This is a genomic window from Pseudomonas sp. IT-P44 (assembly GCF_949768225.1).
GTDB lineage: Bacteria > Pseudomonadota > Gammaproteobacteria > Pseudomonadales > Pseudomonadaceae > Aquipseudomonas > Aquipseudomonas migulae.
Genome location: NZ_CATKQM010000003.1, coordinates 72,974 through 96,464 on the forward strand (window position 1 = coordinate 72,974; position 23,491 = coordinate 96,464).

21 protein-coding genes and 4 tRNA genes are annotated in these 23,491 nt (G+C 58.7%); 13 read left to right on the forward strand and 12 right to left on the reverse strand.

Annotated features, from left to right (window positions below; translation table 11 throughout):
• Positions 1-210: 210 nt before the first annotated feature.
• The 6 genes from ACM6IO_RS00310 to ACM6IO_RS00335 all read left to right on the forward strand — a co-directional run bounded on the left by ACM6IO_RS00310 (position 211) and on the right by ACM6IO_RS00335 (position 5,526).
• Positions 211-1,275, forward strand: coding sequence for an ABC transporter substrate-binding protein (locus ACM6IO_RS00310; protein WP_192227871.1), 1,065 nt, complete (start codon positions 211-213; stop codon positions 1,273-1,275).
• A 141-nt stretch (positions 1,276-1,416) separates the two neighbouring features.
• Entirely contained in the window at positions 1,417-2,223 is an 807-nt protein-coding gene (locus tag ACM6IO_RS00315; RefSeq protein WP_414910706.1) for an alkaline phosphatase family protein, read from the forward strand.
• Positions 2,224-2,228: 5 nt separating this feature from the next.
• The gene (locus ACM6IO_RS00320) at positions 2,229-3,065 is read left to right on the forward strand and encodes an ABC transporter permease (RefSeq protein ID WP_162130714.1); all 837 of its coding nucleotides are present in this window, start codon (positions 2,229-2,231) and stop codon (positions 3,063-3,065) included.
• Positions 3,052-3,852, forward strand: a complete 801-nt coding sequence (locus ACM6IO_RS00325) for an ABC transporter permease (protein WP_008030379.1) — start codon at positions 3,052-3,054, stop codon at positions 3,850-3,852. The genes ACM6IO_RS00320 and ACM6IO_RS00325 overlap by 14 nt, the downstream gene beginning before the upstream one ends.
• Positions 3,849-4,838: an ABC transporter ATP-binding protein gene (locus ACM6IO_RS00330; RefSeq protein ID WP_414910707.1), complete on the forward strand. Its 990-nt coding sequence runs from the start codon at positions 3,849-3,851 to the stop codon at positions 4,836-4,838. The genes ACM6IO_RS00325 and ACM6IO_RS00330 overlap by 4 nt, the downstream gene beginning before the upstream one ends.
• 34 nt (positions 4,839-4,872) lie before the next feature.
• Complete coding sequence (locus ACM6IO_RS00335) at positions 4,873-5,526, forward strand: HAD family hydrolase (RefSeq protein ID WP_008040903.1); 654 nt, start codon at positions 4,873-4,875, stop codon at positions 5,524-5,526.
• A 111-nt stretch (positions 5,527-5,637) separates the two neighbouring features.
• Here ACM6IO_RS00335 and ACM6IO_RS00340 read toward each other — a convergent pair whose 3' ends face one another.
• The gene (locus tag ACM6IO_RS00340) at positions 5,638-6,600 is read right to left on the reverse strand and encodes a zinc-binding dehydrogenase (RefSeq protein WP_008030385.1); all 963 of its coding nucleotides are present in this window, start codon (positions 6,598-6,600) and stop codon (positions 5,638-5,640) included.
• 138 nt (positions 6,601-6,738) lie between these two features.
• On the opposite strand from ACM6IO_RS00340, the gene ACM6IO_RS00345 reads away from it, so the two are divergent.
• Together ACM6IO_RS00345 and ACM6IO_RS00350 are read left to right on the forward strand one after the other, a co-directional pair.
• Positions 6,739-8,820, forward strand: coding sequence for a carboxy terminal-processing peptidase (locus ACM6IO_RS00345; protein WP_008040905.1), 2,082 nt, complete (start codon positions 6,739-6,741; stop codon positions 8,818-8,820).
• A gap of 132 nt (positions 8,821-8,952) precedes the next feature.
• Positions 8,953-10,743 (forward strand): bifunctional diguanylate cyclase/phosphodiesterase, encoded by a 1,791-nt coding sequence (locus tag ACM6IO_RS00350; protein WP_192227875.1) that lies wholly within the window; start codon positions 8,953-8,955, stop codon positions 10,741-10,743.
• A 109-nt stretch (positions 10,744-10,852) separates the two neighbouring features.
• Here the strand turns inward: ACM6IO_RS00350 and ACM6IO_RS00355 are convergent, their stop codons facing one another.
• The 5 genes from ACM6IO_RS00355 to ACM6IO_RS00375 all read right to left on the reverse strand — a co-directional run bounded on the left by ACM6IO_RS00355 (position 10,853) and on the right by ACM6IO_RS00375 (position 13,552).
• Positions 10,853-11,263: a sel1 repeat family protein gene (locus ACM6IO_RS00355; protein WP_280161887.1), complete on the reverse strand. Its 411-nt coding sequence runs from the start codon at positions 11,261-11,263 to the stop codon at positions 10,853-10,855.
• Complete coding sequence (locus tag ACM6IO_RS00360) at positions 11,264-11,635, reverse strand: hypothetical protein (RefSeq protein ID WP_003223109.1); 372 nt, start codon at positions 11,633-11,635, stop codon at positions 11,264-11,266.
• Positions 11,632-11,973: a helix-turn-helix domain-containing protein gene (locus ACM6IO_RS00365; protein ID WP_008040908.1), complete on the reverse strand. Its 342-nt coding sequence runs from the start codon at positions 11,971-11,973 to the stop codon at positions 11,632-11,634. Before ACM6IO_RS00365 ends, ACM6IO_RS00360 begins: the two co-directional genes overlap by 4 nt.
• A gap of 113 nt (positions 11,974-12,086) precedes the next feature.
• Positions 12,087-12,542, reverse strand: a complete 456-nt coding sequence (locus ACM6IO_RS00370) for a YkvA family protein (RefSeq protein WP_192227878.1) — start codon at positions 12,540-12,542, stop codon at positions 12,087-12,089.
• A 293-nt stretch (positions 12,543-12,835) separates the two neighbouring features.
• Positions 12,836-13,552 (reverse strand): FKBP-type peptidyl-prolyl cis-trans isomerase, encoded by a 717-nt coding sequence (locus ACM6IO_RS00375; protein WP_008040911.1) that lies wholly within the window; start codon positions 13,550-13,552, stop codon positions 12,836-12,838.
• A gap of 269 nt (positions 13,553-13,821) precedes the next feature.
• Here ACM6IO_RS00375 and ACM6IO_RS00380 point away from each other — a divergent pair, with 269 nt between their 5' ends.
• The gene (locus tag ACM6IO_RS00380) at positions 13,822-15,630 is read left to right on the forward strand and encodes a di-heme-cytochrome C peroxidase (protein ID WP_414910708.1); all 1,809 of its coding nucleotides are present in this window, start codon (positions 13,822-13,824) and stop codon (positions 15,628-15,630) included.
• On the forward strand, positions 15,627-16,796 hold the full coding sequence (locus ACM6IO_RS00385) for a catalase family protein (RefSeq protein WP_280161889.1): 1,170 nt from the start codon (positions 15,627-15,629) through the stop codon (positions 16,794-16,796). Before ACM6IO_RS00380 ends, ACM6IO_RS00385 begins: the two co-directional genes overlap by 4 nt.
• 143 nt (positions 16,797-16,939) lie before the next feature.
• Here ACM6IO_RS00385 and ACM6IO_RS00390 read toward each other — a convergent pair.
• From ACM6IO_RS00390 to ACM6IO_RS00405, 4 genes are all read right to left on the reverse strand, one after another.
• Positions 16,940-17,016 (reverse strand) — tRNA-Asp (locus tag ACM6IO_RS00390).
• A 19-nt stretch (positions 17,017-17,035) separates the two neighbouring features.
• Positions 17,036-17,111: transfer RNA gene (locus tag ACM6IO_RS00395), tRNA-Val, on the reverse strand.
• Between the two features lie 188 nt (positions 17,112-17,299).
• Positions 17,300-17,376 (reverse strand) — tRNA-Asp (locus ACM6IO_RS00400).
• Between the two features lie 19 nt (positions 17,377-17,395).
• Positions 17,396-17,471: transfer RNA gene (locus ACM6IO_RS00405), tRNA-Val, on the reverse strand.
• Between the two features lie 160 nt (positions 17,472-17,631).
• Between ACM6IO_RS00405 and rdgC the strand changes: the two genes are divergently transcribed.
• From rdgC to sugE, 3 genes are all read left to right on the forward strand, one after another.
• Positions 17,632-18,552 (forward strand): recombination-associated protein RdgC, encoded by a 921-nt coding sequence (gene rdgC, locus ACM6IO_RS00410; RefSeq protein ID WP_008035659.1) that lies wholly within the window; start codon positions 17,632-17,634, stop codon positions 18,550-18,552.
• 145 nt (positions 18,553-18,697) lie between these two features.
• Positions 18,698-19,663 carry a bile acid:sodium symporter family protein gene (locus ACM6IO_RS00415; protein WP_207285744.1) on the forward strand — a complete coding sequence of 322 codons (966 nt, stop codon included), beginning with the start codon at positions 18,698-18,700 and terminating at the stop codon, positions 19,661-19,663.
• Positions 19,664-19,782: 119 nt separating this feature from the next.
• The gene (sugE, locus tag ACM6IO_RS00420) at positions 19,783-20,097 is read left to right on the forward strand and encodes a quaternary ammonium compound efflux SMR transporter SugE (RefSeq protein WP_008035664.1); all 315 of its coding nucleotides are present in this window, start codon (positions 19,783-19,785) and stop codon (positions 20,095-20,097) included.
• A gap of 78 nt (positions 20,098-20,175) precedes the next feature.
• On the opposite strand, the gene ACM6IO_RS00425 is transcribed toward sugE, so the two are convergent.
• Together ACM6IO_RS00425 and ACM6IO_RS00430 are read right to left on the reverse strand one after the other, a co-directional pair.
• Positions 20,176-20,937 carry a TenA family transcriptional regulator gene (locus tag ACM6IO_RS00425; RefSeq protein ID WP_008040915.1) on the reverse strand — a complete coding sequence of 254 codons (762 nt, stop codon included), beginning with the start codon at positions 20,935-20,937 and terminating at the stop codon, positions 20,176-20,178.
• A gap of 78 nt (positions 20,938-21,015) precedes the next feature.
• On the reverse strand, positions 21,016-23,475 hold the full coding sequence (locus tag ACM6IO_RS00430) for an EAL domain-containing protein (RefSeq protein ID WP_192227881.1): 2,460 nt from the start codon (positions 23,473-23,475) through the stop codon (positions 21,016-21,018).
• Positions 23,476-23,491: the final 16 nt, after the last annotated feature.

A 23,491-nucleotide genomic window follows, 5' to 3' on the forward strand; every position in this document is an offset into this window, starting at 1 on the left:
GTGCAATTTAACGGCCAAGTCCTTTCATATCAGTTCTTTAGCCATGGTCTACGCTTACTCGCAAGCCTGAGCGTTGATCTGAAGAAAATGCAGACGGACCGCTGGTCGACATCAAAATGTCATCAGGGGCGCCTAGATTGGCTCAGGTATTGCTGACCTAGACCAACACAACCGCAATCGCAGCGTTGAAAACGCCCAAAGGAGCTTCGGATGAAAAAGCTTTTCCTGGCATCACTGTTAGGTTCGACCATTGCCATGTGCACCGCCGCCATGGCGGCTGATGATTTGAAAACCCTCGAAGCCGCTGCGAAAGCGGAAGGTGCGGTCAACAGCGTCGGCATGCCCGATGACTGGGCCAACTGGAAAGGCACCTGGGAAGACCTGGCCAAGATCTACGGCCTGAAACACATCGACACCGACATGAGCTCGGCGCAGGAAATCGCCAAGTTCGCCGCTGAAAAAGACAACGCCACGGCCGACATCGGCGACGTCGGTGCAGCGTTCGGCCCTATCGCGGTCAAGCAAGGCGTGGTCCAGCCGTACAAGCCAAGCACCTGGGATCAGGTGCCTGCCTGGGCGAAGGATAAGGACGGCAACTGGGCACTGGCCTACACCGGCACCATCGCGTTCATCGTCAACAAAAAGCTGCTGCACGGTTCGGAAGCACCGACCAAATGGGCTGACCTTAAAACCGGTAAATACAAAGTATCCATCGGTGACGTGAGCACCGCTGCTCAGGCCGCCAACGGCGTATTGGCGGCGGCCCTTGCCAACGGCGGCGACGAGAAAAACCTTCAGCCTGCCCTGGCGCTGTTCGCTGACATTGCCAAGCAAGGCCGCCTGTCCATGGCCAACCCGACGATTGCCACCATGGAAAAGGGTGAAATCGAGGTCGGCGTGGTCTGGGACTTCAACGGTCTGAGCTACAAGGCCAAGATGGCCAATCCGGATGACTACGTGGTGTTGATCCCCTCCGATGGTTCGGTGATTTCCGGTTACACCACCATCATCAACAAATACGCCAAGAACCCGAACGCCGCCAAACTGGCTCGTGAATACATCTTCAGCGATGCCGGCCAGATTAACCTGGCCAAGGGTAACGCCCGTCCGATCCGTGCCGAGCACCTGACCCTGCCAGCCGAAGTCCAGGCCAAGCTGCTGCCGAACGAGCAGTACAAAAAGGTCACGCCGATCAAAGACGCGGATGCGTGGGAAAAAACTTCCAAGGCTCTGCCGCAGAAGTGGAACGAAGAAGTCATCGTCGAGATGAAGTAATGCTTCATTTGTAGGAGCGAGGCTTGCCCGCGAAGAGGGACTTTAATTCAACAGTTATGTTGACTGAAAGTACGCTTTCGCGAGCAAGCTTCGCTCCTACAGGTTTCTACGATATTTCCAGTCTCCCGGAGTCCCGCCCCTATGAAGCACAACGTCATCCTTGTCGTGCTCGACGGCCTCAATTACGAGGTTGCGCGCCACGCCATGGGGCACCTGCAGGCTTACGTCGGCGCAGGACGCGCGGCACTCTACAAACTGGAGTGCGAACTGCCGGCCCTGTCCCGTCCGCTGTATGAATGCATCCTGACCGGCGTCACGCCGATCGATAGCGGCATCGTTCACAACAACGTTTCGCGCCTGTCCAGCCAACGCAGCATTTATCACTACGCCAGCGAAGCGGGCCTGAAAACCGCTGCCGCGGCTTATCACTGGGTCAGTGAGTTGTACAACCGCTCGCCGTTCGTGGCCGCCCGGGACCGTCACACCGACGCCCCCGAATTGCCGATCCAGCACGGGCACTTCTACTGGAACGATCACTACCCGGACTCGCACCTGTTCGCCGACGCAGAACACCTGCGCCTGCGCCATGCACCGAACTTTCTCCTGGTGCACCCCATGAACATCGACGACGCCGGGCACAAGCACGGCCTCGACACCGCGCAATACCGCAACAGTGCCCGCTCGGCGGACATTATTCTCGCCGACTACCTGCAAGGCTGGCTCGACGCCGGTTACCAGGTGCTGGTGACCGCCGACCACGGCATGAACAACGACCGCTCCCACAACGGCCTGCTGCCGGAAGAGCGCGAAGTGCCACTGTTCGTGCTCGGTGACGCCTTCAGCTTCAACGCCGGCGCCGAACCGAAACAGACAGACATCTGCGGCACCGTCTGCGAACTGCTGGGCGTGGCCCACGACAAACCAGTGTGCCGGGAGCTGCTCAAGTGAATGCCATGACTCGCGGCAAATGGCTGGCGGCCTTGTGCCTCGTGCCCTTCGCACTGTTTTTTATCGTGTTCGAGATCGCCCCGCTCATCTGGGTGATGATCAACAGCCTGCAATCGGAAGAGTTCGGCTGGGGCCTGGCCAATTTCACCAAGATCTTCAATTCGAAGTTCTATCTGCAGGCGATCCAGTACAGCCTCGAGATCAGTTTCTGGTCCAGCGTGTTCGGGATCATCATCGCAGTGCTCGGCGCTTACTCCCTGCGTCGTGTCGACTCGAAGCTGCGTAACTTCGTCAACGCCTTCGCCAACATGACCAGCAACTTTGCCGGCGTGCCTTTGGCCTTCGCGTTCATCATCCTGCTGGGTTTCAACGGCAGCATCACCATCATGCTCAAGCAGGCCGGGATCATTCAGGATTTCAACCTGTACTCGAAAACCGGGCTGATCATTCTCTACACGTATTTCCAGATCCCCCTCGGTGTGCTGCTGCTCTACCCGGCCTTCGACGCCCTGCGCGAAGACTGGCGTGAATCTGCCGCGCTGCTGGGCGCCAACGGCTGGCAGTTCTGGCGACACATCGGTTTGCCGGTGCTGACGCCGGCACTGCTCGGCACCTTCGTGATCCTGCTGGCCAACGCCCTCGGCGCCTACGCCACGGTTTACGCACTGACCACCGGCAACTTCAACGTGCTGCCGATCCGTATTGCGGCCATGGTCTCCGGTGACATTTCCCTGGACCCGAACCTCGCCAGTGCGCTGGCCGTTGTGCTGGTGGCGTTGATGACCCTGGTCACCATCGTGCATCAGCTGCTGTTGAAGAGGAGCTACCATGTCTCGCGCTGAATTGGGCCCCGTCGGTATCTATCACCGCGTCGTGGTTTACCTGCTGTTTGCCATTCTGTTGCTGCCACTGGTTGGCACGCTGATCTACTCGATTGCCAGCAGTTGGTCGGCGACCATTCTGCCCAGCGGCTTCACCGTCAAATGGTATGTGCAGCTGTGGAGCGATCCGCGATTCCTGAGTGCTTTTGGCCAATCGCTGCTGGTCTGCATCGGTGCGCTGATCCTGTCGGTGGTGTTGATTCTGCCGCTGCTGTTCGTGGTGCATTACCACTTCCCGAAACTCGATGCGCTGATGAACATCCTCATCCTGCTGCCCTTCGCAGTGCCGCCGGTGGTGTCGTCGGTGGGGCTGTTGCAGCTTTACGGTTCGGGGCCGTTCGCGATGGTCGGCACGCCATGGATTCTGATCGGCTGCTACTTCACCGTGGCGCTGCCGTTCATGTACCGCGCGATCACCAACAACCTGCAAGCGATCAACCTGCGCGACCTGATGGACGCCGCCCAACTGCTTGGTGCCAGCACTTTTCAGGCGGCATTCCTGGTGGTGCTGCCGAACCTGCGCAAAGGTCTGATGGTCGCGTTGCTGCTGTCGTTCTCGTTCCTGTTCGGTGAGTTCGTGTTCGCCAACATCCTCGTCGGTACCCGCTACGAAACCCTGCAGGTCTACCTCAACAACATGCGTAACAGCAGCGGCCACTTCACCAGTGCGCTGGTAATTTCCTACTTCTTCTTCGTACTGGTTCTGACCTGGGCGGCCAATATCTTGAACAAGGACAAAAGCGAATGAGCTATGTCAGCGTCCAACATCTGCAGAAAAACTATGCGGGTACCAACATATTCAGCGACATCAACTGCGAAATCCAGAAGGGCGAATTCGTCACCCTGCTCGGCCCGTCCGGTTGCGGCAAATCCACGCTGCTGCGCTGCATCGCCGGGCTGACCTCGGTGGATGGCGGCAAGATCTTGCTCGATGGTGTCGACATCGTGCCGCTGAGCCCGCAGAAACGCGGGATCGGCATGGTGTTTCAAAGCTATGCGCTGTTCCCGAACATGACCGTGGAGCAAAACGTCGCCTTTGGTTTGCGCATGCAGAAGGTCAACAGCGACGACAGCCAAAAGCGCGTTGCCGAAGTGCTGAAACTGGTGGAACTCAACGATTTCGCCGCCCGTTATCCGCACCAACTGTCCGGCGGTCAATGCCAGCGCGTTGCCCTCGCCCGCTCATTGGTGACCCGTCCACGCCTGTTGCTGCTGGACGAACCGCTGTCGGCCCTTGATGCGCGGATTCGCAAGCATTTGCGCGAACAGATCCGTCAGATCCAGCGCGAGCTCGGCCTGACCACGATCTTCGTCACACACGATCAGGAAGAAGCGCTGACCATGTCTGACCGAATTTTCCTGATGAATCAGGGAAAGATCGTACAGAGCGGCGACGCCGAAACCCTCTACATCGCGCCGGTGGATGTGTTCGCTGCCGGCTTTATCGGCAACTACAACCTGCTCGACGCCGACAACGCCTCGAAATTGCTGCAACGACCGATTACGCATCGCATCGCGATTCGCCCGGAAGCCATTGAACTGAGCCTGAACGGCGAACTGGACGCACAAGTGCGCAGCCACAGCCTGCTGGGCAACGTGATTCGCTACCGGATCGAGGCCCGGGGCGTGGAATTGGTCGTGGATGTGCTCAACCGCTCGGCGGCCGATCTGCATCCCGATGGTCAGCGTCTGGCGCTTTCCATCGATCCGACGGCCCTGTGTGAGGTAGCCTGATGACTTTGCTGATGTTGAAGAGAGAACTGCACTGATGGCCCTGGCAATTTTTGATCTGGACGAAACCCTGATCCACGGCGACTGCGCCACCCTCTGGAGCGAACAGATGGGCCGGCTGGGCTGGGTCGATCCCGAGTCGTTCATGCGTCAGAACAACGAACTGATGGACGCTTACAGCCACGGCAAGTTGCGCATGGAGGAGTACATGGCCTTCAGCCTCGAACCGATGATCGGGCGCACACCCGAAGAGGTCGACCACTTGGTCGGGCCGTGGGTGGAAGACTTCATCGAGCCGATCATCTTCAGCGACGCAACCAAAGCCATCGCCGCCCATCGCAAGGCCGGTGACCGGATACTGGTGATTTCGGCGTCGGGTACGCACCTGGTCAGGCCGATTGCCGACCGTTTGGGCATCGACGAGATTCTGGGCATCGAGCTGGAAGTGTTGCATGGGGTCTATAGCGGCAACACCGTCGGTACGCTGACCTACCGCGAAGGCAAGATCACCCGTTTACTGGAATGGCTGGATGCGGAGGAGGAAAACCTGGAGGGCGCGAGTTTCTATTCCGACTCACGTAACGATTTGCCGCTGTTGCTTAAGGTAGATTTCCCACACGTGGTGAACCCTGATCCGGTATTGCTCGAGCACGCCGAAAAAGCCGGCTGGCCGATCCACCTCTGGAAATAACGCAAAACCCTGTAGGAGCAAGGCTTGCCCGCGAAGGCAGCGACACGGTCTGTCAGATACACCGCGTCGCTGCCTTCGCGGGCAAGCCTCGCTCCTACGGGCTCGGTGTTGTCAGGTCAGGCTTTCGTCGATAACCAACACCAACTTCCCCGCTACCTTGTTCGTCGCCAACTCGGCAAATGCCGCTTCGGCATCCTTGATCGGGAAGGTCTTCGCCAACTGCGGGCTCAATCGCCCTTCGGCAAACAACGGCCAGACATGCTGGCGTAAATCACTGAACAAATCCGCCTTGAACTGATCGTCACGGCTGCGCAAGGTCGAACCCAGCAACTGCACGCGTTTGGCCAGCACCTGCGCCAGATCCAGTTTTGCCTCACGGCCGCCCATCAGGCCAATCAACACCCAACGGCCATCGAGAGCCAGCAGCTTGAGGTTCAGCGCGGCGTAGTTGCCGCCGACCGGGTCAAGAATCACATCGAACGGCCCCAGGTCGCTCAAGCTGTCCAGATCGTCGGTGCGCACCACGCCACCCTGTGCACCCAGCGCTTCGCAATAGGCCAGACGCTCGGCAGAACCGACGCTGACCCAGCACGGGTTGCCAAACGCCTTGCACAGCTGAATGGCAGCTGAACCGATTCCACTTGCTCCGGCGTGAAGAAGAACTTTCTCACCCGGTTTGAGCGCAGCCAATTGAAACAAATTCAGCCAGACGGTCGCATAGACTTCGGGTAGCGCTGCCGCCTCGGCCAGGGACAATCCTTCGGGGACCGGCAGCACATGCCGTCCGTCGACAACCACCTCTTCGGCCATCCCGCCCCCGGCCAGCAAGGCGCAGACCCGATCACCGACCTGCCAGGACGAGCCCGGGCCGACCTCACTGATCACCCCGGAACACTCAAGACCCAGTACCTGACTGGCCCCCGGCGGTGGTGGATAAAGGCCCGCCTTCTGTAACAAATCGGCGCGATTGAGGCCCGCTGCCGCCACGCGAATGCGAACTTGCCCTACATCGCATGTAGGACCGGGCTCTTCAACCCACTCCACTTGACCGTCAACGCCTTGCAATGCTTTCACAGTGCCTCCATAGTGAGTCTGGACTGAGCCCGAAGCTGTAGCGCCGGGCTTTTTGCATTATGCGACCGGCCCTTGTGGTACCGGCGACTTCAAAGACGGCCTAATATGCGTTATCAATTGTCCCCGCGTCGAATCAGCATGAAGCATCTGTTCCCCAGCACCGCCCTCGCCCTATTTATTGGTATCGGCCTGATGCCGATGTCGAGCAATACGTTCGCAGCCAATAGCTGGGACAAGCTTCAGCCAGATCGTGACGAAGTGATCGCCAGTCTGAATGTCGTCGAGTTGCTCAAGCGTCACCATTACAGCAAGCCGCCGCTCGATGACGCGCGCTCCGTGATCATCTACGACAGCTACCTCAAGCTGCTGGATCCGTCGCGCAGCTACTTCATGGCCAGCGACATTGCCGAATTCGACAAGTGGAAAACCCAGTTCGACGACTTCCTCAAGAGCGGCGACCTCAACGCCGGGTTCACCATCTACAAGCGCTACCTGGACCGCGTAAAAGCGCGTCTGGACTTTGCCCTTGCGGAGCTGAACAAGGGCGTCGACAAGATCGACTTCACCGCCAAGGAAACCTTGCTGATCGATCGCAAGGACGCGCCTTGGCTCAAATCCACCGCAGAGCTCGACGACCTGTGGCGCAAACGCGTCAAGGACGAAGTGCTGCGGATGAAGATTGCTGGCAAAGAGCCCAAGCAGATTCAGGAAACGCTGACCAAGCGTTACAAGAATCAGCTCTCGCGCCTGGACCAGACCCGTCCGGAAGATATCTTCCAGGCGTACATCAACACCTTCGCCATGTCCTACGACCCGCACACCAACTATCTGTCGCCGGATAACGCGGAAAACTTCGACATCAACATGAGCCTGTCCCTCGAAGGCATCGGCGCTGTGTTGCAGAGCGACAACGACCAGGTGAAAGTCGTGCGTCTGGTGCCGGCAGGCCCTGCCGACAAGACCAAACAGGTCGCACCGGCCGACAAGATCATCGGCGTTGCCCAGGGCAACAAAGAGATGGTCGACGTGGTCGGCTGGCGCCTCGATGAAGTGGTCAAGCTGATCCGTGGTCCAAAAGGCACCGTGGTGCGCCTGGAAGTCATCCCGGCCAGCAATGCGCCGAACGACCAGACCTCCAAGATCGTGCCGATCACCCGCGAAGCGGTGAAGCTTGAAGACCAGGCGGTGAAAAAGTCGGTCCTCAACCTGAAGCAGGATGGCAAGGACTACAAGCTCGGCGTCATCGAGATTCCGGCCTTCTACCTCGACTTCAAGGCTTTCCGTGCCGGCGATCCGGACTACAAGAGCACTACTCGCGACGTCAAGAAACTGCTGACCGAGTTGCAGAAAGAGAAAGTCGACGGCGTGGTCATCGACCTGCGCAACAACGGCGGCGGCTCCTTGCAGGAAGCCACCGAGCTGACCAGCCTGTTCATCGACAAAGGCCCGACCGTGCTCGTGCGTAACGCCGATGGCCGGGTCGATGTACTCGAAGATGAAAACCCGGGCGCCTTCTACAAAGGCCCGATGGCGTTGCTGGTCAACCGCCTGTCCGCCTCGGCTTCGGAGATTTTCGCCGGCGCCATGCAGGACTACCACCGCGCACTGATCATTGGCGGCCAGACCTTCGGCAAAGGCACCGTGCAGACCATTCAGCCGCTGAACCATGGCGAACTGAAACTGACCCTGGCCAAGTTCTACCGGGTTTCCGGCCAGAGCACCCAGCATCAGGGCGTACTGCCGGACATCGATTACCCGTCGATCATCGACACCAAGGAAATCGGCGAGAGCGCCCTGCCGGAAGCCATGCCGTGGGACACCATCCGCGCGGCCATCAAGCCTGCGGTCGACCCGTTCAAGCCATACATTTCGCAGCTCAAATCCGAGCATGACGTACGTTCGGCCAAAGACGCGGAGTTCGTGTTCATCCGCGACAAACTGGCCCTGGCGCAGAAGCTGATGTCGGAAAAAACCGTCAGCCTCAATGAAGCCGAGCGTCGTGCCCAACACGCGGATATCGAAGCCAAGCAGCTTGCGATGGAAAACATCCGTCGCAAGGCCAAGGGCGAAGAGCCGCTCAAAGAGCTGAAGAAAGAAGACGAAGATGTCGCTGCGGCCGAGCCGGACAAGGTCAAACCAGAAGACGATGCCTACCTGAGCGAAACGGGTCGGATTCTGCTGGACTACCTGAAACTCAACACCGCGGTTGCCAAACACTAAGTTGTTACAAGCACGATGATGGCAATTTAATGCTGACGCCCCCTTAGCGTCATCAAACAGTCATCATTCTGTCGTGAAATACGGGACTGAGAGCTTTGGCTCTCAGTCCTTTTTTTTTCGCCAGAGACCGCCATGACCACTACCGAACAGCTGAGTGCGTTGAGTTCAATATTGACTCAAAGCGGTTTGCACAGCCTGTTCCAGCCAATCATTTCGCTCTCTGAACGACAGATCATCGGTTACGAAGCCCTCAGCCGTGGCCCCTCCAACAGCCCGCTGCACTCGCCCATCGCCTTGTTTGCCGTCGCCCGCCAGGCCGGTCGTTTGAACGAGCTGGAAATTGCCTGCCGCGAGAGCGCTTGCCGGCGCTTTAATGAGCAGCAACTGCCAGGCAAACTCTTTCTCAACGTGTCGCCGGAATCGCTGCTCGAAGCGGCTCACCAACCGGGTCGGACCCTGCAACTGCTGCAGGATTTCGGCATACCGCCCAGCCAGGTGGTCATCGAACTGACGGAACAGACGCCGACCGACGATTTCCAGCTGCTGCAGAACGCGCTGCATCACTATCGGGCGATGGGCTTTTCCATTGCGCTGGATGATTTGGGTGCCGGTTATTCGAGCCTGCGACTGTGGTCCGAGCTGCGGCCGGACTATGTGAAGATCGATCGGCACTTCATCGACGGCATCCATCAGGATGCGCTCAAGCGTGAATTTGTCGGTTCCATCATGCAAATCGCCAAAGCCTCTCGGGCACAAGTGATTGCTGAAGGGATCGAGCTGCCGGAGGAGCTCGCGGTGTTGACCGATATGGGTGTCGATCTGGTCCAGGGTTACTTGCTCTGCCGCCCTCAAGAACACCCGCCAAGGGAAGCGCGAAACCTGATGCCCAAACAGGACAGCTCTGCGGTGGCGCTGAACGACGAAGGCAGTGACCTCAGTGCTCTTTTGATCGATCAGCCAGCGGTCGCGCGGGGTACGCCGACTGCCACGGTGCTGGAAGCCTTCCGCCGCCAGGCCAACCTGAACTCACTGGCGGTGCTCGATGAGCAAGGCCACCCCTGCGGCATCGTCCATCGGCATTCGCTGTCGGACGCCCTGCTCAAACCCTTTGCCACCGACCTCTTTGCCCGCAAGCCCATCAGCCGGTTGATGAACGACGACTTTCTCGCCGTCGAGATGAGCCAGTCGCTGCAACAAGTCAGCCGCCTGATCACCAGCCGCGCCCGGCAGCGCATCGAGGAAGACTTCATCATCACCCTCAACGGCGGCTATCTGGGACTGGGTCGGGTCATCGACGTACTGAAGCTGATTACTGAACTGAAGATCCAGCAAGCCCGTTACGCCAACCCGCTAACCCTGCTGCCGGGTAACGTGCCGATCCAGCAATGCCTGACGCGCCTGCTGCAACAGCAAAGGGAATCAGTGATCTGCTACGTGGACATCGACAGCTTCAAACCCTTCAACGACATCTACGGCTACGGTCGCGGGGACGAAGTCCTGCTGTGCCTGGCGCAATGTCTGAATGATCGCGTCGACCCGTCCCGCGACTTTGTCGGCCATATCGGCGGCGATGATTTCCTGCTGGTGCTCGGGCCGGAAGACTGGCGCAAACGTTTGAACCAGCTGCTCGATGATTTCCAGAGCCAATGCCGGCGCTTCTACCGCAGCGAACACCTGGAAGCCGGCTGCTTCATCGCCCCGAATCGCCAGGGCGTGCGCCAGGAATTTCCGTTGTTATCGCTGTCGATCGGCGTGGTGCATTTGCATCCACAGGCCTGTGGACAACTCGATGCGAGCCAGTTGGCGGAGATGGCGTCGCAGGCTAAACACCACGCGAAGAATGTGCCGGGGTATAGCGTGCATGTGATTGATAGTCTGACGGTGCCCAAGCGAGAGGATGAATTACTGGTTGGGCAGCGGTGATGGGGCTGACGCCTTCGCGGGCAAGCCTCGCTCCTACGGGATGTGTGTCGTTATTAACGTTCACATCCCGTAGGAGCGAGGCTTGCCCGCGAAGGCGTCTGATCAGACACTAATTATCCAAAGGACCGCGAGCAGCCAACTCTTTCAATTTGATCTCAGCCAACGGATGTCCGGCCTTGGCAGCCATCGCCCAAAACCGGGCAGCCTCATCCGGATCCGGTGCCTTGCTCGCCGTCCCGGCCAGACTGATCACCCCCACCTGATACGCCGCCTTGCCATCCCCCGCCAACGCCGCCAGGCGCAGTAATCGGACGCCTTCCTCACGAGCCCCAAGACCCACGCCGCGAAAGGCCAGAATGTGGCCATAGAAGCTTTGAGCGTCGACATCGCCCAGGTTCGCCATGCGTGCAAGCTGGCCTTCAAGCCAACTCCAGCAGCGTGGCTGACGCACAAACCACGACCAGTGAAACAACCGGCGAGCCAGCCAGTAACCGGCCCGCGCCTTGAGCTTGAAAAACACTCAGGCTTCCGCCGATTCGGGGTACTCGTATTCGAACACTCGCACCACTTCCGAGGCATGCCACGAAGCGGCGGCGACACCATCGGACGGCCCGGAGAAACGCCCCAGGCGCTCGACGCATTCGAAGAAACCGGTGCGCGGCAGGCGACTGGCGCCCTGGCTGATTACCAACGAGCTGCGCAGCGGCTGCTCGGCCTTGGCGTCCAGTGCGGCCAGGTGTTCAAGGGCTGCGGTCAAGGTTTGCATGGCTGGCGTCGGCAATTGCAGGCGCTCAAGCAACGCGCGGTAGGTCAGCAAATGACGCTGGCGGCGCGCCTGATCCAGCTCGCCCAGCAATCCGTCCCAATGTTGACGACTGATGCGTACGCTCACGATTCTTCCCTCCACCCTGGCACCGTCAATTCCCAGGCCAGGCTGCGGCGAATCGCAGCGTCGGGTTGACGCTCGCCACTTTCGATCAAGGCCAGATAAGACGGGCTGATGCCTACCGTGCGGGCCAGCGCCTCAATGGCGATGCCCTTCCCTTCGCGCAAACTGCGTAGTTGATCCAGACCCGGAAGAATCTGGTCTGGTGTGGCCACGCGCTGCACAGGGGCCTCGCGCGGCGGTTGTTGATCGATGCCTGCAGCTTTGAGTAGAGCCTGATACTGAGCCCACGGAACAACCGCATACTCGGGCTCGCCTTCGCGTGTGATTATCTGAATATCCATGACTTCCCCGTAGGACAACGACACTTAGCGAGTCGGCGCTTTTCCTTAGAAGTGTAATCCTAACAGCGGCCAAGGTCGCGGGGGTATGAATATAGGGATGATCCTGAATCGACTCAGGTTTTTTTCGGGCCCTGCAGTTGAAGTTGTTCCAGGGTATCGGGCAAGCGCTCGACCACCGCGAGTTTCTCTGGCACCTGGCGATTGCGCCAGGCGCGGAAGGCGTTGAGCTCGTCGTCGAGAACCTTCATCAGCCAGGCGAGCACGGCGATGTCATCGAACATGCCGAACACCGGAATGAAATCCGGAATCGCATCCACCGGGCTCAGGAAATACATCAAGCCTGCCACCACCGAGATCAGCGCTTTAGGGCTGATGGCCCGGTATTCACCTCGCCAGTAAGCCAGGCACAACGCCTGCAACAAACGCAGGTCGTCTTTGAGCTTGCCCAAACGGTTGCCCTGGCTGGCACCTTTGCTGGCTACCGCGAACAATAACGTCGGCAAACGCCCACGAGCGAGCAGACGTCCGGCCAGTGGCAGGAAACGAGCGAAATTCCAGGGTGCTTTCATCATTCCTCCCGCTGAAATGTTATCCACACAAATTGTGGATAACCTTGTGAACAGAGCTGCATTTCACGGCTGAAAGCCCCGTTTCATAAGGGCTCAACTCAGATCGGGCGTTTTTTACTCACATAAAAAAACCCAAGATTTCATTGACTTGGCGCTCCGCCGCGGCTAGCGCAGGCGCTCTCAATGGCTATGACTCCAGCCTGAAACATCCGTTCGCTTTGTTTACCCTTGCCGGACGCCAGATGCAACAACGCCCCGCATAAGCGAGGCGTTGTTGTCAGGACAAACGCTAATTACTTGGCAGCGTCGTCTTGTTTTGCCGGATCCTTGATCGCCAGCAGTTCCAGGTCGAATACCAGCACCGAGTTGGCTGGAATCGCCGGGCTTGGGCTTTGGGCGCCGTAAGCCAGCTCGCTAGGGATGAACAGTTTGTACTTCTCGCCAACGTGCATCAGCTGCAGGCCTTCGACCCAACCCGGAATCACGCCGCTGACCGGCAGATCGATCGGGCTGCCACGCTCGACGGAGCTGTCGAACACGGTGCCGTTGGTCAGGGTGCCGGTGTAGTGAACAGTCACCACGTCGGTCGGCTTAGGCTGTGCGCCATCAGCTTTCTTGACCACTTCGTACTGCAGGCCCGAAGCCGTGGTGGTGACACCGGCTTTCTTGGCGTTGTCTTCGAGGAATTTCTTGCCGGCGGCTGCCGACTCTTCACTCATTTTGGCCATACGTTCTTCAGCACGCTTCTGCAGTGCTGCGAAGGCTTCGACCAACTCGTCATCCTTCAATTTCTGTTCTTTCTTGCCGATGGCATCTTCAATGCCCTGGGCAACGGCTTTGGAGTCCAGATCATCCATGCCTTCCTGAGCCAGGCTCTTGCCCATGTTCAGGCCAATCCCGTAGGAAGCTTTTTGCGCCGGGGTTTTCAGCTCTACGCTGGTCTGCGAGTCGCAACCCGCAAGTACCAGGCTAACCAGGGCCACCGCCGCCGCCAACCGATGCTGTTTCATGCTATTTCCTTGTTCATGCGCCTAAAGGGCAATCGAGTAAAGCCGCGAGCTTATCAGGCGGCCACGACCAATGGCTACCGGCATGAGAGCAGGAAACTTCTGATAAGTTCAGGTGTTTTAACGCATTTCCGGAATCGGATGATGAAGCTTCTGTCATCTTCGCCCCACAGGGACGACTGCTTCGTCCCACAACAACTGAAGTAATGGCCACTTGCCCCACGATTGCAGCTGAGGCATAAGAGAGCGACAACTCGACAAGGATGTTTAACTTGCGCCTCTTTTATCGCTTTCTGATTCTGATCGTTGCACTGCTGGGCCTCGCCCTCGCCGTGATTCTGTATTACGTCGCCAACCCGAAACTGCCGAACTGGTCGCCAGCACAACAAGTGCATTACCTGGAGCAGTGGAGCGCGGCCGACCGCCAGACCTATTACTTCACGCCCCAGGGCACTCAGGTCAAAGGCTTGCGCTACGAGTGGTTCAACGCGCTCGAGCTGCCCTTTTCGCAACAACGATTCGCCAGCCCGGAGTACCTTGCGCGCTTCGGCTTCCTGGTCGATCCCGGCCAGAAAGCTACGCCGACCAACCCCGGCAACCTGCCCGTGGGTTTCGCCCGCCATCAAAACCCCGGCAGCCAGGATCAGTTTCTGGACATCACCTGCGCCGCCTGCCACACCGGCGAATTGCGCTTCAACGGTCAGGCCATCCGCATCGATGGTGGTTCGGCGCAACACGTCTTGCCATCCAGCGTTCCGACACTGCGCGGTGGCAGTTTCGGACAAGCTCTGGTCGCCAGTCTGACGTCGACTTACTACAACCCATGGAAATTCGAACGCTTCGCTCGCAACGTGCTGGGCCAGGAATACGACGCCCGGCATCAACAGCTGCGCAAAGACTTCAAAACCTCTCTCGATACGTTCCTGAAAGTAGCCTGGAACGACACCCATCGCGGGCTCTACCCGACCGAGGAAGGCCCTGGCCGCACCGACGCGTTCGGGCGTATTGCCAACGCCAGTTTCGGCGACGCGATCTCACCGGCCAACTACCGGGTGGCCAATGCGCCGGTCGACTACCCGCAACTGTGGGACATGTGGACATTCGACTGGGTGCAGTGGAACGGTTCGGCGCAGCAACCGATGGCCCGTAACATCGGTGAGGCGTTGGGCGTAGGCGCCACGCTGAATTTCTTCGACAGCAACGGGCAGCCACTCAAGGGCGACTACCGATATCCGTCCAGCGTGCGAGTGCGCGATTTGCACCTGATCGAAGAAACCCTGCAACGACTCAAACCGCCTGCCTGGCCGGAAGAGCTGCTGGGCGCTGTCGACAAGCCTTTGGCCGCCAAAGGTCGCGCACTGTTCACTGAGAACTGCGCCGGTTGCCACGTTCCGCGGACGATCCAGGAAGGCGAGCGCTGGGTACAGCAGTTGCACATGCTGCCCGTCGACGTCATCGGCACTGATCCGACGGCGGCGAGCAACATCGCCAACCACCGTTTCGACCTGACCGCGCTGCAATGGGACCCGACAGAGCTGGCACAGATGGACGTGAAGCTGCACCCGACACCCGAGGAGCCGCTGGACCTGAGCCAGCTTTCGGTGGCCAAGGGGCTGGCCTACGTCACAGCGTTCGTCGAGGACCGGGCTTACCGAGAGGCCAAGGTCACAGCCGCAGAAAAGCCTCGGCTCGATGGCTTCGGCCTGCCGATCGGCGTTCGTGAAAAAGTCGCCTACAAGGCTCGGCCGCTGTCAGGCGTCTGGGCGACAGCACCGTTCCTGCACAACGGCTCGGTACCAAGCATTTATCAATTGCTCTCGCCTCAGGACGAACGCGCGGCCGCCTTCTATAAAGGCACGTTCGAGTACGACCCGAAACACCTGGGCTATCGCACCGAAGCCTTCACCAATGCATTCCTGTTCGACACGCGCATTACCGGCAACCACAACAGCGGCCATGAATTCCGCGCCGGTAAACGCGGCAACGGGGTGATTGGCCGACTGCTGCAACCCGAGGAACGCTTTGCGTTGATGGAGTACCTGAAAGTGCTGGGCGGCCCGCTGGAGGCGCAATTGCCATGATCATGACCACCTTCAAGAAGGATTTGCCGCTGTTTGCCCGGTTCTGGTTGTGGTTGGGTCGCCTGCTCGGCAAAACCCTGCTGGTTTTGCTGTGCATCGGCTTGCTTGGCTGGGCGCTGGCCACCGCCTGGTTTGCCTGGCAGCACCGCGGACCGGTCTCGGCACTGGAGCAGATTCCGGATGGCGAAGCCGCCATGACCCAGGACGTGATCCAGACCGCCGTGCGGATTGTCGATCAACACCGTGAAAGCACCCGCTATCTGCGTGATGCCCATGCCAAGGCCCATGGCTGCGTAAAGGCCGAGGTGCAGGTGTTGCCGGATCTGGCGACAGAGTTGCGTCAAGGTGTGTTCAGTGAGCCGGGCAAGACCTGGCAAGCGACGATGCGCCTGTCCAACGGCAATGCCTACCCGCAATTCGACAGCATCCGCGATGCGCGGGGCATGGCGATCAAACTGCTCGATGTGCCAGGCAAACAATTGCTCAGCGATCAACAGCGTCGCGGCGAACAGGACTTCGTGATGTTCAGCCATCCGAACTTCTTTGTCAGCGATGTCGCAGAGTATCGTCAGAATGTCGCCGCCCAGGCGGACGGCAAGAAGGTGATGGCGTTCTTTCCGGGCTGGGACCCGCGCACCTGGCAGGTTCGTCATCTGTTTATTGCCTTGGCGACGCTTTCTCCGCCACCACCGAGCCCGACTCAGACGACATACTTTTCGGTTTCGCCCTACAAATTCGGCGAGGCCAATGCCAAGTTTCGGGTCATGCCCGACCCAGCGAACTGCCCGACCTATGCCCTGCCCGCACAAAACCAGAAGTTGCCGAACTTTCTGCGCAATGCGCTGAACCAGCAACTGTCGACCGATCGGGTGCCCGCCTGTTTTGTCCTGCAGATCCAGCGGCAGGATGCAGGCAAGTACATGCCGATCGAGGACACCAGCGTTGAATGGAAGGAAAGTGACGCGCCTTTCCAGACGGTGGCGCGGATCAACGTGCCCGCGCAGGACTTCGACACGCCAGCATTGAACCTGCAATGCGACAACCAGTCGTTCAATCCATGGTTTGGTGTTGAGGCCCATCGTCCGATTGGCGGCATCAACCGCTTGCGCAAAGCTGTCTACGAGGCGGTCAGCGATTACCGACACAGCCGAAACGCCGAGCAGTAAGCAGGCACAAACGAAAAAAGCGACCCGAAGGTCGCTTTTTTAATGGAAGTCGGCATAAAGCCAAACCCCAGACAGCAAAAAGCCCGCTTAAAGCGGGCTTTTTCCGTGGTGACCTGGCGTTCAGTGTTCCAGGTTACCGAATATGGCGCAGCGGACGGGACTCGAACCCGCGACCCCCGGCGTGACAGGCCGGTATTCTAACCGACTGAACTACCGCTGCGCGTAGCGTTGAAAGTAAATGGTGGGTGATGACGGGATCGAACCGCCGACATTCTGCTTGTAAGGCAGACGCTCTCCCAGCTGAGCTAATCACCCTTTACCTTCGTTGCGGGGCGCATTGTGCCACAGATTTTCATAACATGTTGATTTAATTGATAAATAATTCAAAAAAATCTGAAAACCGGTGAAACGACGCATCCAGCAGGAACTTCAGGCAGAAAAAAACCCGCGTTAGCGGGCTTTTCCGTGGTGACCTGGCGTTCAGCGTTCCAGGTTACCGAATATGGCGCAGCGGACGGGACTCGAACCCGCGACCCCCGGCGTGACAGGCCGGTATTCTAACCGACTGAACTACCGCTGCGCGTAACACTTGAAGCGAATGGTGGGTGATGACGGGATCGAACCGCCGACATTCTGCTTGTAAGGCAGACGCTCTCCCAGCTGAGCTAATCACCCTTCACTTTCGGTGTGGCGCGCATTCTACGGAGCGACCTCACCTCTGGCAAGCACTTTTTTAAATAATTTTTTCAGGCCTTCCAAAGGCTTAGAGAAGGGTTGGCCTATGGCGCCACGAAGAGAATAATGCCCCACTTTGTATAAAGGAGAGACTCGCCCCATGTGGTTCAAAAACCTGCTTATCTATCGCCTGACCCAAGATCTGCCTTTTGATGCCGAGGCGTTGGAAACTGCACTGGCCACCAAACTGGCGCGTTCATGTGCAAGCCAGGAGTTGACCACCTACGGTTTCGTCGCGCCTTTCGGCAAGGGCGAAGATGCACCACTGGTGCACGTCAGCGGCGACTTCCTGCTGATCTCCGCCCGTAAGGAAGAACGCATCCTGCCGGGCAGCGTCGTGCGTGACGCCGTTAAGGAAAAGGTCGAAGAGATCGAAGCCGAACAAATGCGCAAGGTCTACAAAAAGGAACGCGATCAGATCAAGGATGAAATCATCCAGGCCTTCCTGCCGCGTGCCTTTATCCGTCGTTCGTCGACATTCGCGGCCATTGCACCGAAGCAAGGGCTGATTCTGGTCAACTCGGCGAGCCCGAAACGTGCCGAAGACCTGCTGTCGACCCTGCGTGAAGTCATCGGCACCCTGCCGGTACGTCCGCTGACCGTGAAAATGTCCCCGACCGCCACCATGACTGAATGGGTCACCACCCAGAAAGCCGCCGATGACTTCTTTGTGCTGGACGAGTGCGAGCTGCGCGACACCCACGAAGACGGCGGCATCGTGCGCTGCAAGCGTCAGGACCTGACCAGCGAAGAAATCCAGTTGCACCTGAGCACCGGCAAAGTGGTCACTCAGCTGTCGCTGGCCTGGCAGGACAAACTATCCTTCGTCCTCGACGACAAGATGGTGGTCAAGCGCCTGAAGTTCGAAGACCTGCTGCAGGATCAGGCGGAACAGGACGGCGGCGAAGAAGCCCTCGGCCAGTTGGACGCCAGTTTCACCCTGATGATGCTGACGTTCGGCGACTTCCTCCCGGCGCTGGTTGAAGCGTTGGGCGGTGAAGAGACGCCGCAGGGAATCTAAAGCCTGGTGATTTTCCACTGTGGGAGCGGGCTTGCTCGCGAAAGCGGTTTTACATCCAACACATGTGTTGGTTGAAACACCGCTTTCGCGAGCAAGCCCGCTCCCACATTTGTTTTGCAGTGCTACTTAAAATAAGGATCAGGCCATGCGTGCACTGGCTGCATTGAGTCGCTTTGTCGGCAACACCTTCGCTTACTGGGTTCTGATTTTCGCCGTCGTGGCTTTCCTGCAACCGGCATGGTTCCTCGGCCTGAAAGGCGCGATCGTGCCGCTCCTGGGCCTGGTGATGTTCGGCATGGGACTGACCCTCAAGCTCGAAGACTTCGCCGAAGTCGCTCGCCATCCGTGGCGCGTGGCGTTGGGCGTGGTTGCACATTTCGTGATCATGCCCGGTGTGGCGTGGTTGCTCTGCCAGGTATTCCATCTGCCGCCGGAAATCGCCGTGGGTGTCATCCTGGTCGGTTGCTGCCCAAGCGGCACCTCATCAAACGTCATGACCTGGCTGGCCCGTGGCGACCTGGCGCTGTCGGTGGCCATCGCCGCCGTCACCACCCTCCTCGCTCCACTGCTGACGCCCGCGCTGATCTGGCTGCTCGCCTCGGCCTGGTTGCCGGTGTCCTTCATGGAGTTGTTCTGGTCGATCCTGCAAGTGGTGCTGCTGCCGATCGTGCTCGGCGTGGTCGCTCAGCGCGTGCTCGGGGATCGGGTTCGCCACGCGGTGGACGTATTGCCGCTGGTTTCCGTTGTCAGCATCGTGATCATCGTCACGGCTGTCGTCGCGGCCAGCCAGGCGAAGATTGCCGAGTCCGGCCTGCTGATCATGGCCGTGGTGATGCTGCACAACAGCTTCGGCTATCTGCTGGGGTACTTCACCGGACGGCTGTTCAAGTTGCCACTGGCCCAGCGTAAATCCCTGGCGCTGGAGGTTGGCATGCAGAACTCCGGTTTGGGCGCCGCGCTGGCCAGTGCGCATTTCTCGCCGCTGGCGGCGGTGCCGAGCGCATTGTTCAGTGTGTGGCACAACATTTCCGGGGCGCTGCTCTCGACGTATTTCCGCCGGATGAGCGAGAAAGAAGATCGGGAAACCGCGACTCGGCAAGTGACCGAGTAAGCGGAAAACTTGATCCCCGGGTTAATGATGGGCACCATACTGCGCAACGCGAGGACGACCTCGCGGCTCGATCGAGTCATTAATCTGGGGACGACCCCGTCAATCGATGGAGGTCTCTCATGTCCTGGATCATTCTGTTTTTCGCCGGCCTGTTCGAAGTGGGCTGGGCTGTCGGCCTGAAATACACCGACGGTTTCAGCCGCCCTCTCCCTACTGCGTTGACGATTGCCGCGATGGCCATCAGCCTTGGCCTGCTTGGGCTGGCGATGAAGGAATTGCCCTTGGGCACTGCCTATGCGATCTGGACCGGCGTGGGTGCCGTCGGCACGGTCATCGCCGGGATCATCCTGTTTGGTGAATCGATGGCGCTGTTCAGGCTGGCCAGCGTGACCTTGATCATTGCCGGGCTGATCGGACTGAAAGTCAGCGCCTGACGGCTTGCGACCAATACGACAAAGCCCGCCCCTCTATCGATAGAGGGCGCGGGCTTTTTCAATGGTGAGTCCAACCGATCAGCTTTCGGCCAATGCCATGCGCCCACGCGCGACCGGAGCCTTTTCCACATGCTCAAGCTGGATGCACCGTTCCAGGAACAGGTACATGTAGTCGTAGCTTTTGCACACGGCCTCGCGCAATTGGGCCTGCAGTGACTTGCTCGGGTTCAGCCCCGCCAGCGTGCAGATGATTTCCAGCGCTTCCCACGGATGGGCGTCATCGTACTGGGCATGCATCTTCAGCCACTTCATGGCTCGCTTGCGATCCTCTTCGGGGAACGATGCCGCGTAGACGCCATTGGAACAGACCAGCGCCGACCACTCGCCGGTCGCGCCTTCAATGGCATAGTTGGTGGCGGCAATGGCGACGATCAACGAGTCCGCCGAACTGGTGTGCCAGCACCAATGACTCAAGGCATGAAGTTCAGGGGCCACCTTTTGCGCCTGCAGTTCTTCCAGGCTGACACCGTGAGCACGGCTCCAGTGCACCCAGTAATCGGCATGGTTCAATTCCACACGAATGTTGCGCATCAACCATCGTCGCGCCATGTCCTCGCCGGGATGGCGGGCAAAACGGGTCTTGGTGAGGTTCTGTGCCATATACAACGCGAATTGCTCAACCACGGGCCAACCACCAATAAGGTAGTTGCGCATGGTCTTTGCGCTGAGTTTGTTATCTCGCATGCGCCTGTACAATTCGTGTTCGACAACCCGGCGTTTACTCTCGCTGCAGTCCTGGATCAGTTGCTGAGCCCAGGCGGGATAACTTGCAGCTTCCATGAGGGGTCCGGTTCTGTTGAATGTATCGATCACTGTCGGGTTCCTTTTGATTGTGATTGTAAGGATCAGCAAGAGATTTCAACGGAACGTGCCAGGCGCCTTGAACAACAACGGCTGAGGCCTGGCAGGACGACTTTGTAAACTATCGCAGGTAAACAAATGCGGGCGCTCAATCACATACCCTTGAGCGTAATCCACCCCGATTTCCAGCAATGCCTGTTCAATCTGGGGTGTTTCAACAAACTCGGCAATCGTACGCTTACCCATTACATGGCCGATGTGATTGATCACTTCGACCATGGCGCGGTTAATCGGGTCGTCCAGCATATCCTTTACGAAACTCCCGTCGATCTTCAGGAAGTCTACAGGCAAATGTTTCAAGTAGGCGAATGAGGACATACCGGCGCAAAAGTCATCCAACGAAAAGTGGCAACCTAAGCCTTTGAGTTCATTAATAAATCTAATTGCACTTCCAAGATTGGAAATAGCACTGGTTTCAGTAATTTCAAAACAAATCATTTCAGGCGGTATGGAATAAGTAATGAACTGTTGACGCAGGAAGTCCAGGAACGCCTCATCTCCTATAGTTGTGCCTGACAGATTAATCGCACACATCGCCAACGGCCCTTTGTGTTTCTCCGATATACATTGGGCAATGATCTTGAAAACATTCTGTACAACCCAACGATCAAGCGAAGTCATCAGTCCATAACGTTCCGCCGCCGGAATAAAACTGTCGGGCAATATCATGCGCCCGGCTTCGTCATGCAGGCGCAACAGGATTTCGATATGCCCGCCGCCTGTTTCGACATGACCCAGGGCTGCGATTTCCTGGGCATACAGACAAAAGCGGTCCTCTTCCAGCGCCATGTGCAAGCGCTGCACCCAAGCCATTTCGCCAAAGCGCAGGGACAGTTCCGAGTCATCGGCGTGATAGACCTGAACCCGGTTGCGGCCCTTTTCCTTGGCCATGTAACAGGCCATATCGGCGGCGCGCAGCGATGTTTCGAGGGTGGTCGGGTGCTGATTGATGTGTACCAGGCCGATGCTCACGGTGGTCACGAACGGCCGGCCTTTCCAGACGAAGTGCAGGTTCTGCACGGTCTGGCGCAGGCCCTCGGCGATTTTCTCCGCGGCTTCCGGTGCGCAACTCTCCAGCAGGATGCCAAATTCGTCGCCGCCCAGGCGGGCCAGGGTATCGCCTTCGCGCAAGCCCGATTGCAGCAACGCGCAGATGTGCCGCAACAACTCGTCCCCCGCCGCGTGGCCGCACGTGTCGTTGACCAGCTTGAACTGGTCCAGATCGAGAAACATCAAGGCATGACGCCCCGGATGTCGCGTCAGGTTGTGCAGCACCTGTTCCAGGCGATATTCGAATTCGCGGCGATTGGCCAGCCCGGTCAGGGCGTCATGGGTCGCCTGCCAGGACAAATTGGCAATGTATTGCCGCTCCTGGGTCATGTCGTGCAACACCAGCACGGTGCCGCTGACCTTGCCGGCATTGCGGATCGGCGCACCGACCAGCGTGACCGAAACCGTGCTGCCATCCAGCCGTTGAATCAATTTGGAATGCTCGCTGCCACCGCTGAGCTGACCGCTCAGGATGTGCTCGATCAGCGTAAAGCCGTCGGCCTGGGCATTCTCGTCCAGCAGATTGAACAGCGCAGCCAGGGGCAAACCTGTCGCCTGCTCGGCCTTCCAGTGCGTCAACGCCTCGGCGGCCGGGTTCATGTAGGCAATCGCGCCGTCGACATTGGTGGTGATCACGGCATCGCCAATCGATTGCAGGGTGATCTGCGCGCGCTCCTTCTCCAACTGCAAGGCGTCGGCGAACGCATGGCGCTGCTTGAGCAATTTGTGCGTGCGCATCAGGGCCAGGACAATCAAGCCCAGGGCGGTGGCGAGGTTCGTCAACAGCAGCAGGCGCAGAATCACCCGCGAGCCTTCACCCAGGGCATCGCTGAAGGCCTTCGCCGCCGGCGTCACTTCATCGTTGATCGCAAAAATCTGATCTTTCCAGCGCTGGATATCGCCATTGGTGGCCTGACGGGAGGTGATGCGCTGATGCATTTCCCGAGCAACATCACCCAGGCGCAGCAGATACGCATCCCCTACCGTCCAGAGGTCGATGGCTTTCTCAAGGTAAGAGAAGTGACGGAAATTGAGGTACAGCCAGATCAGGCTGGAGACGTCATCCGGATGGTTGCCCCCCTTGAGGATCGCCTGGCGTGCCGCTTCGATGTTCGGCGGCTGATGGTCCAGCGCCACACGTAACTCGTGGCCCCCTTGAGGCACGGCGATGGCGTTCTGGTATTTGAGGAATATCGTCTCGTCGCGACTGTCCGCGTAGAGATTCAGGTAATAGATGGCGTCTTTCTGGCCCTTGGACCAGAGACTTTCGCCGGCAACATAGCCGCGCACCGCCGACAGAACATACAGGCTGAAACCGCCCAACAGCGCCTGAAATAGCACGACAGCGATAAATGGCCAGACAATGCCCAGCAACCGTGGCGTTCCGAGAGTCCGCGTTTGATTCATGAGGTCCCTTGTTTTA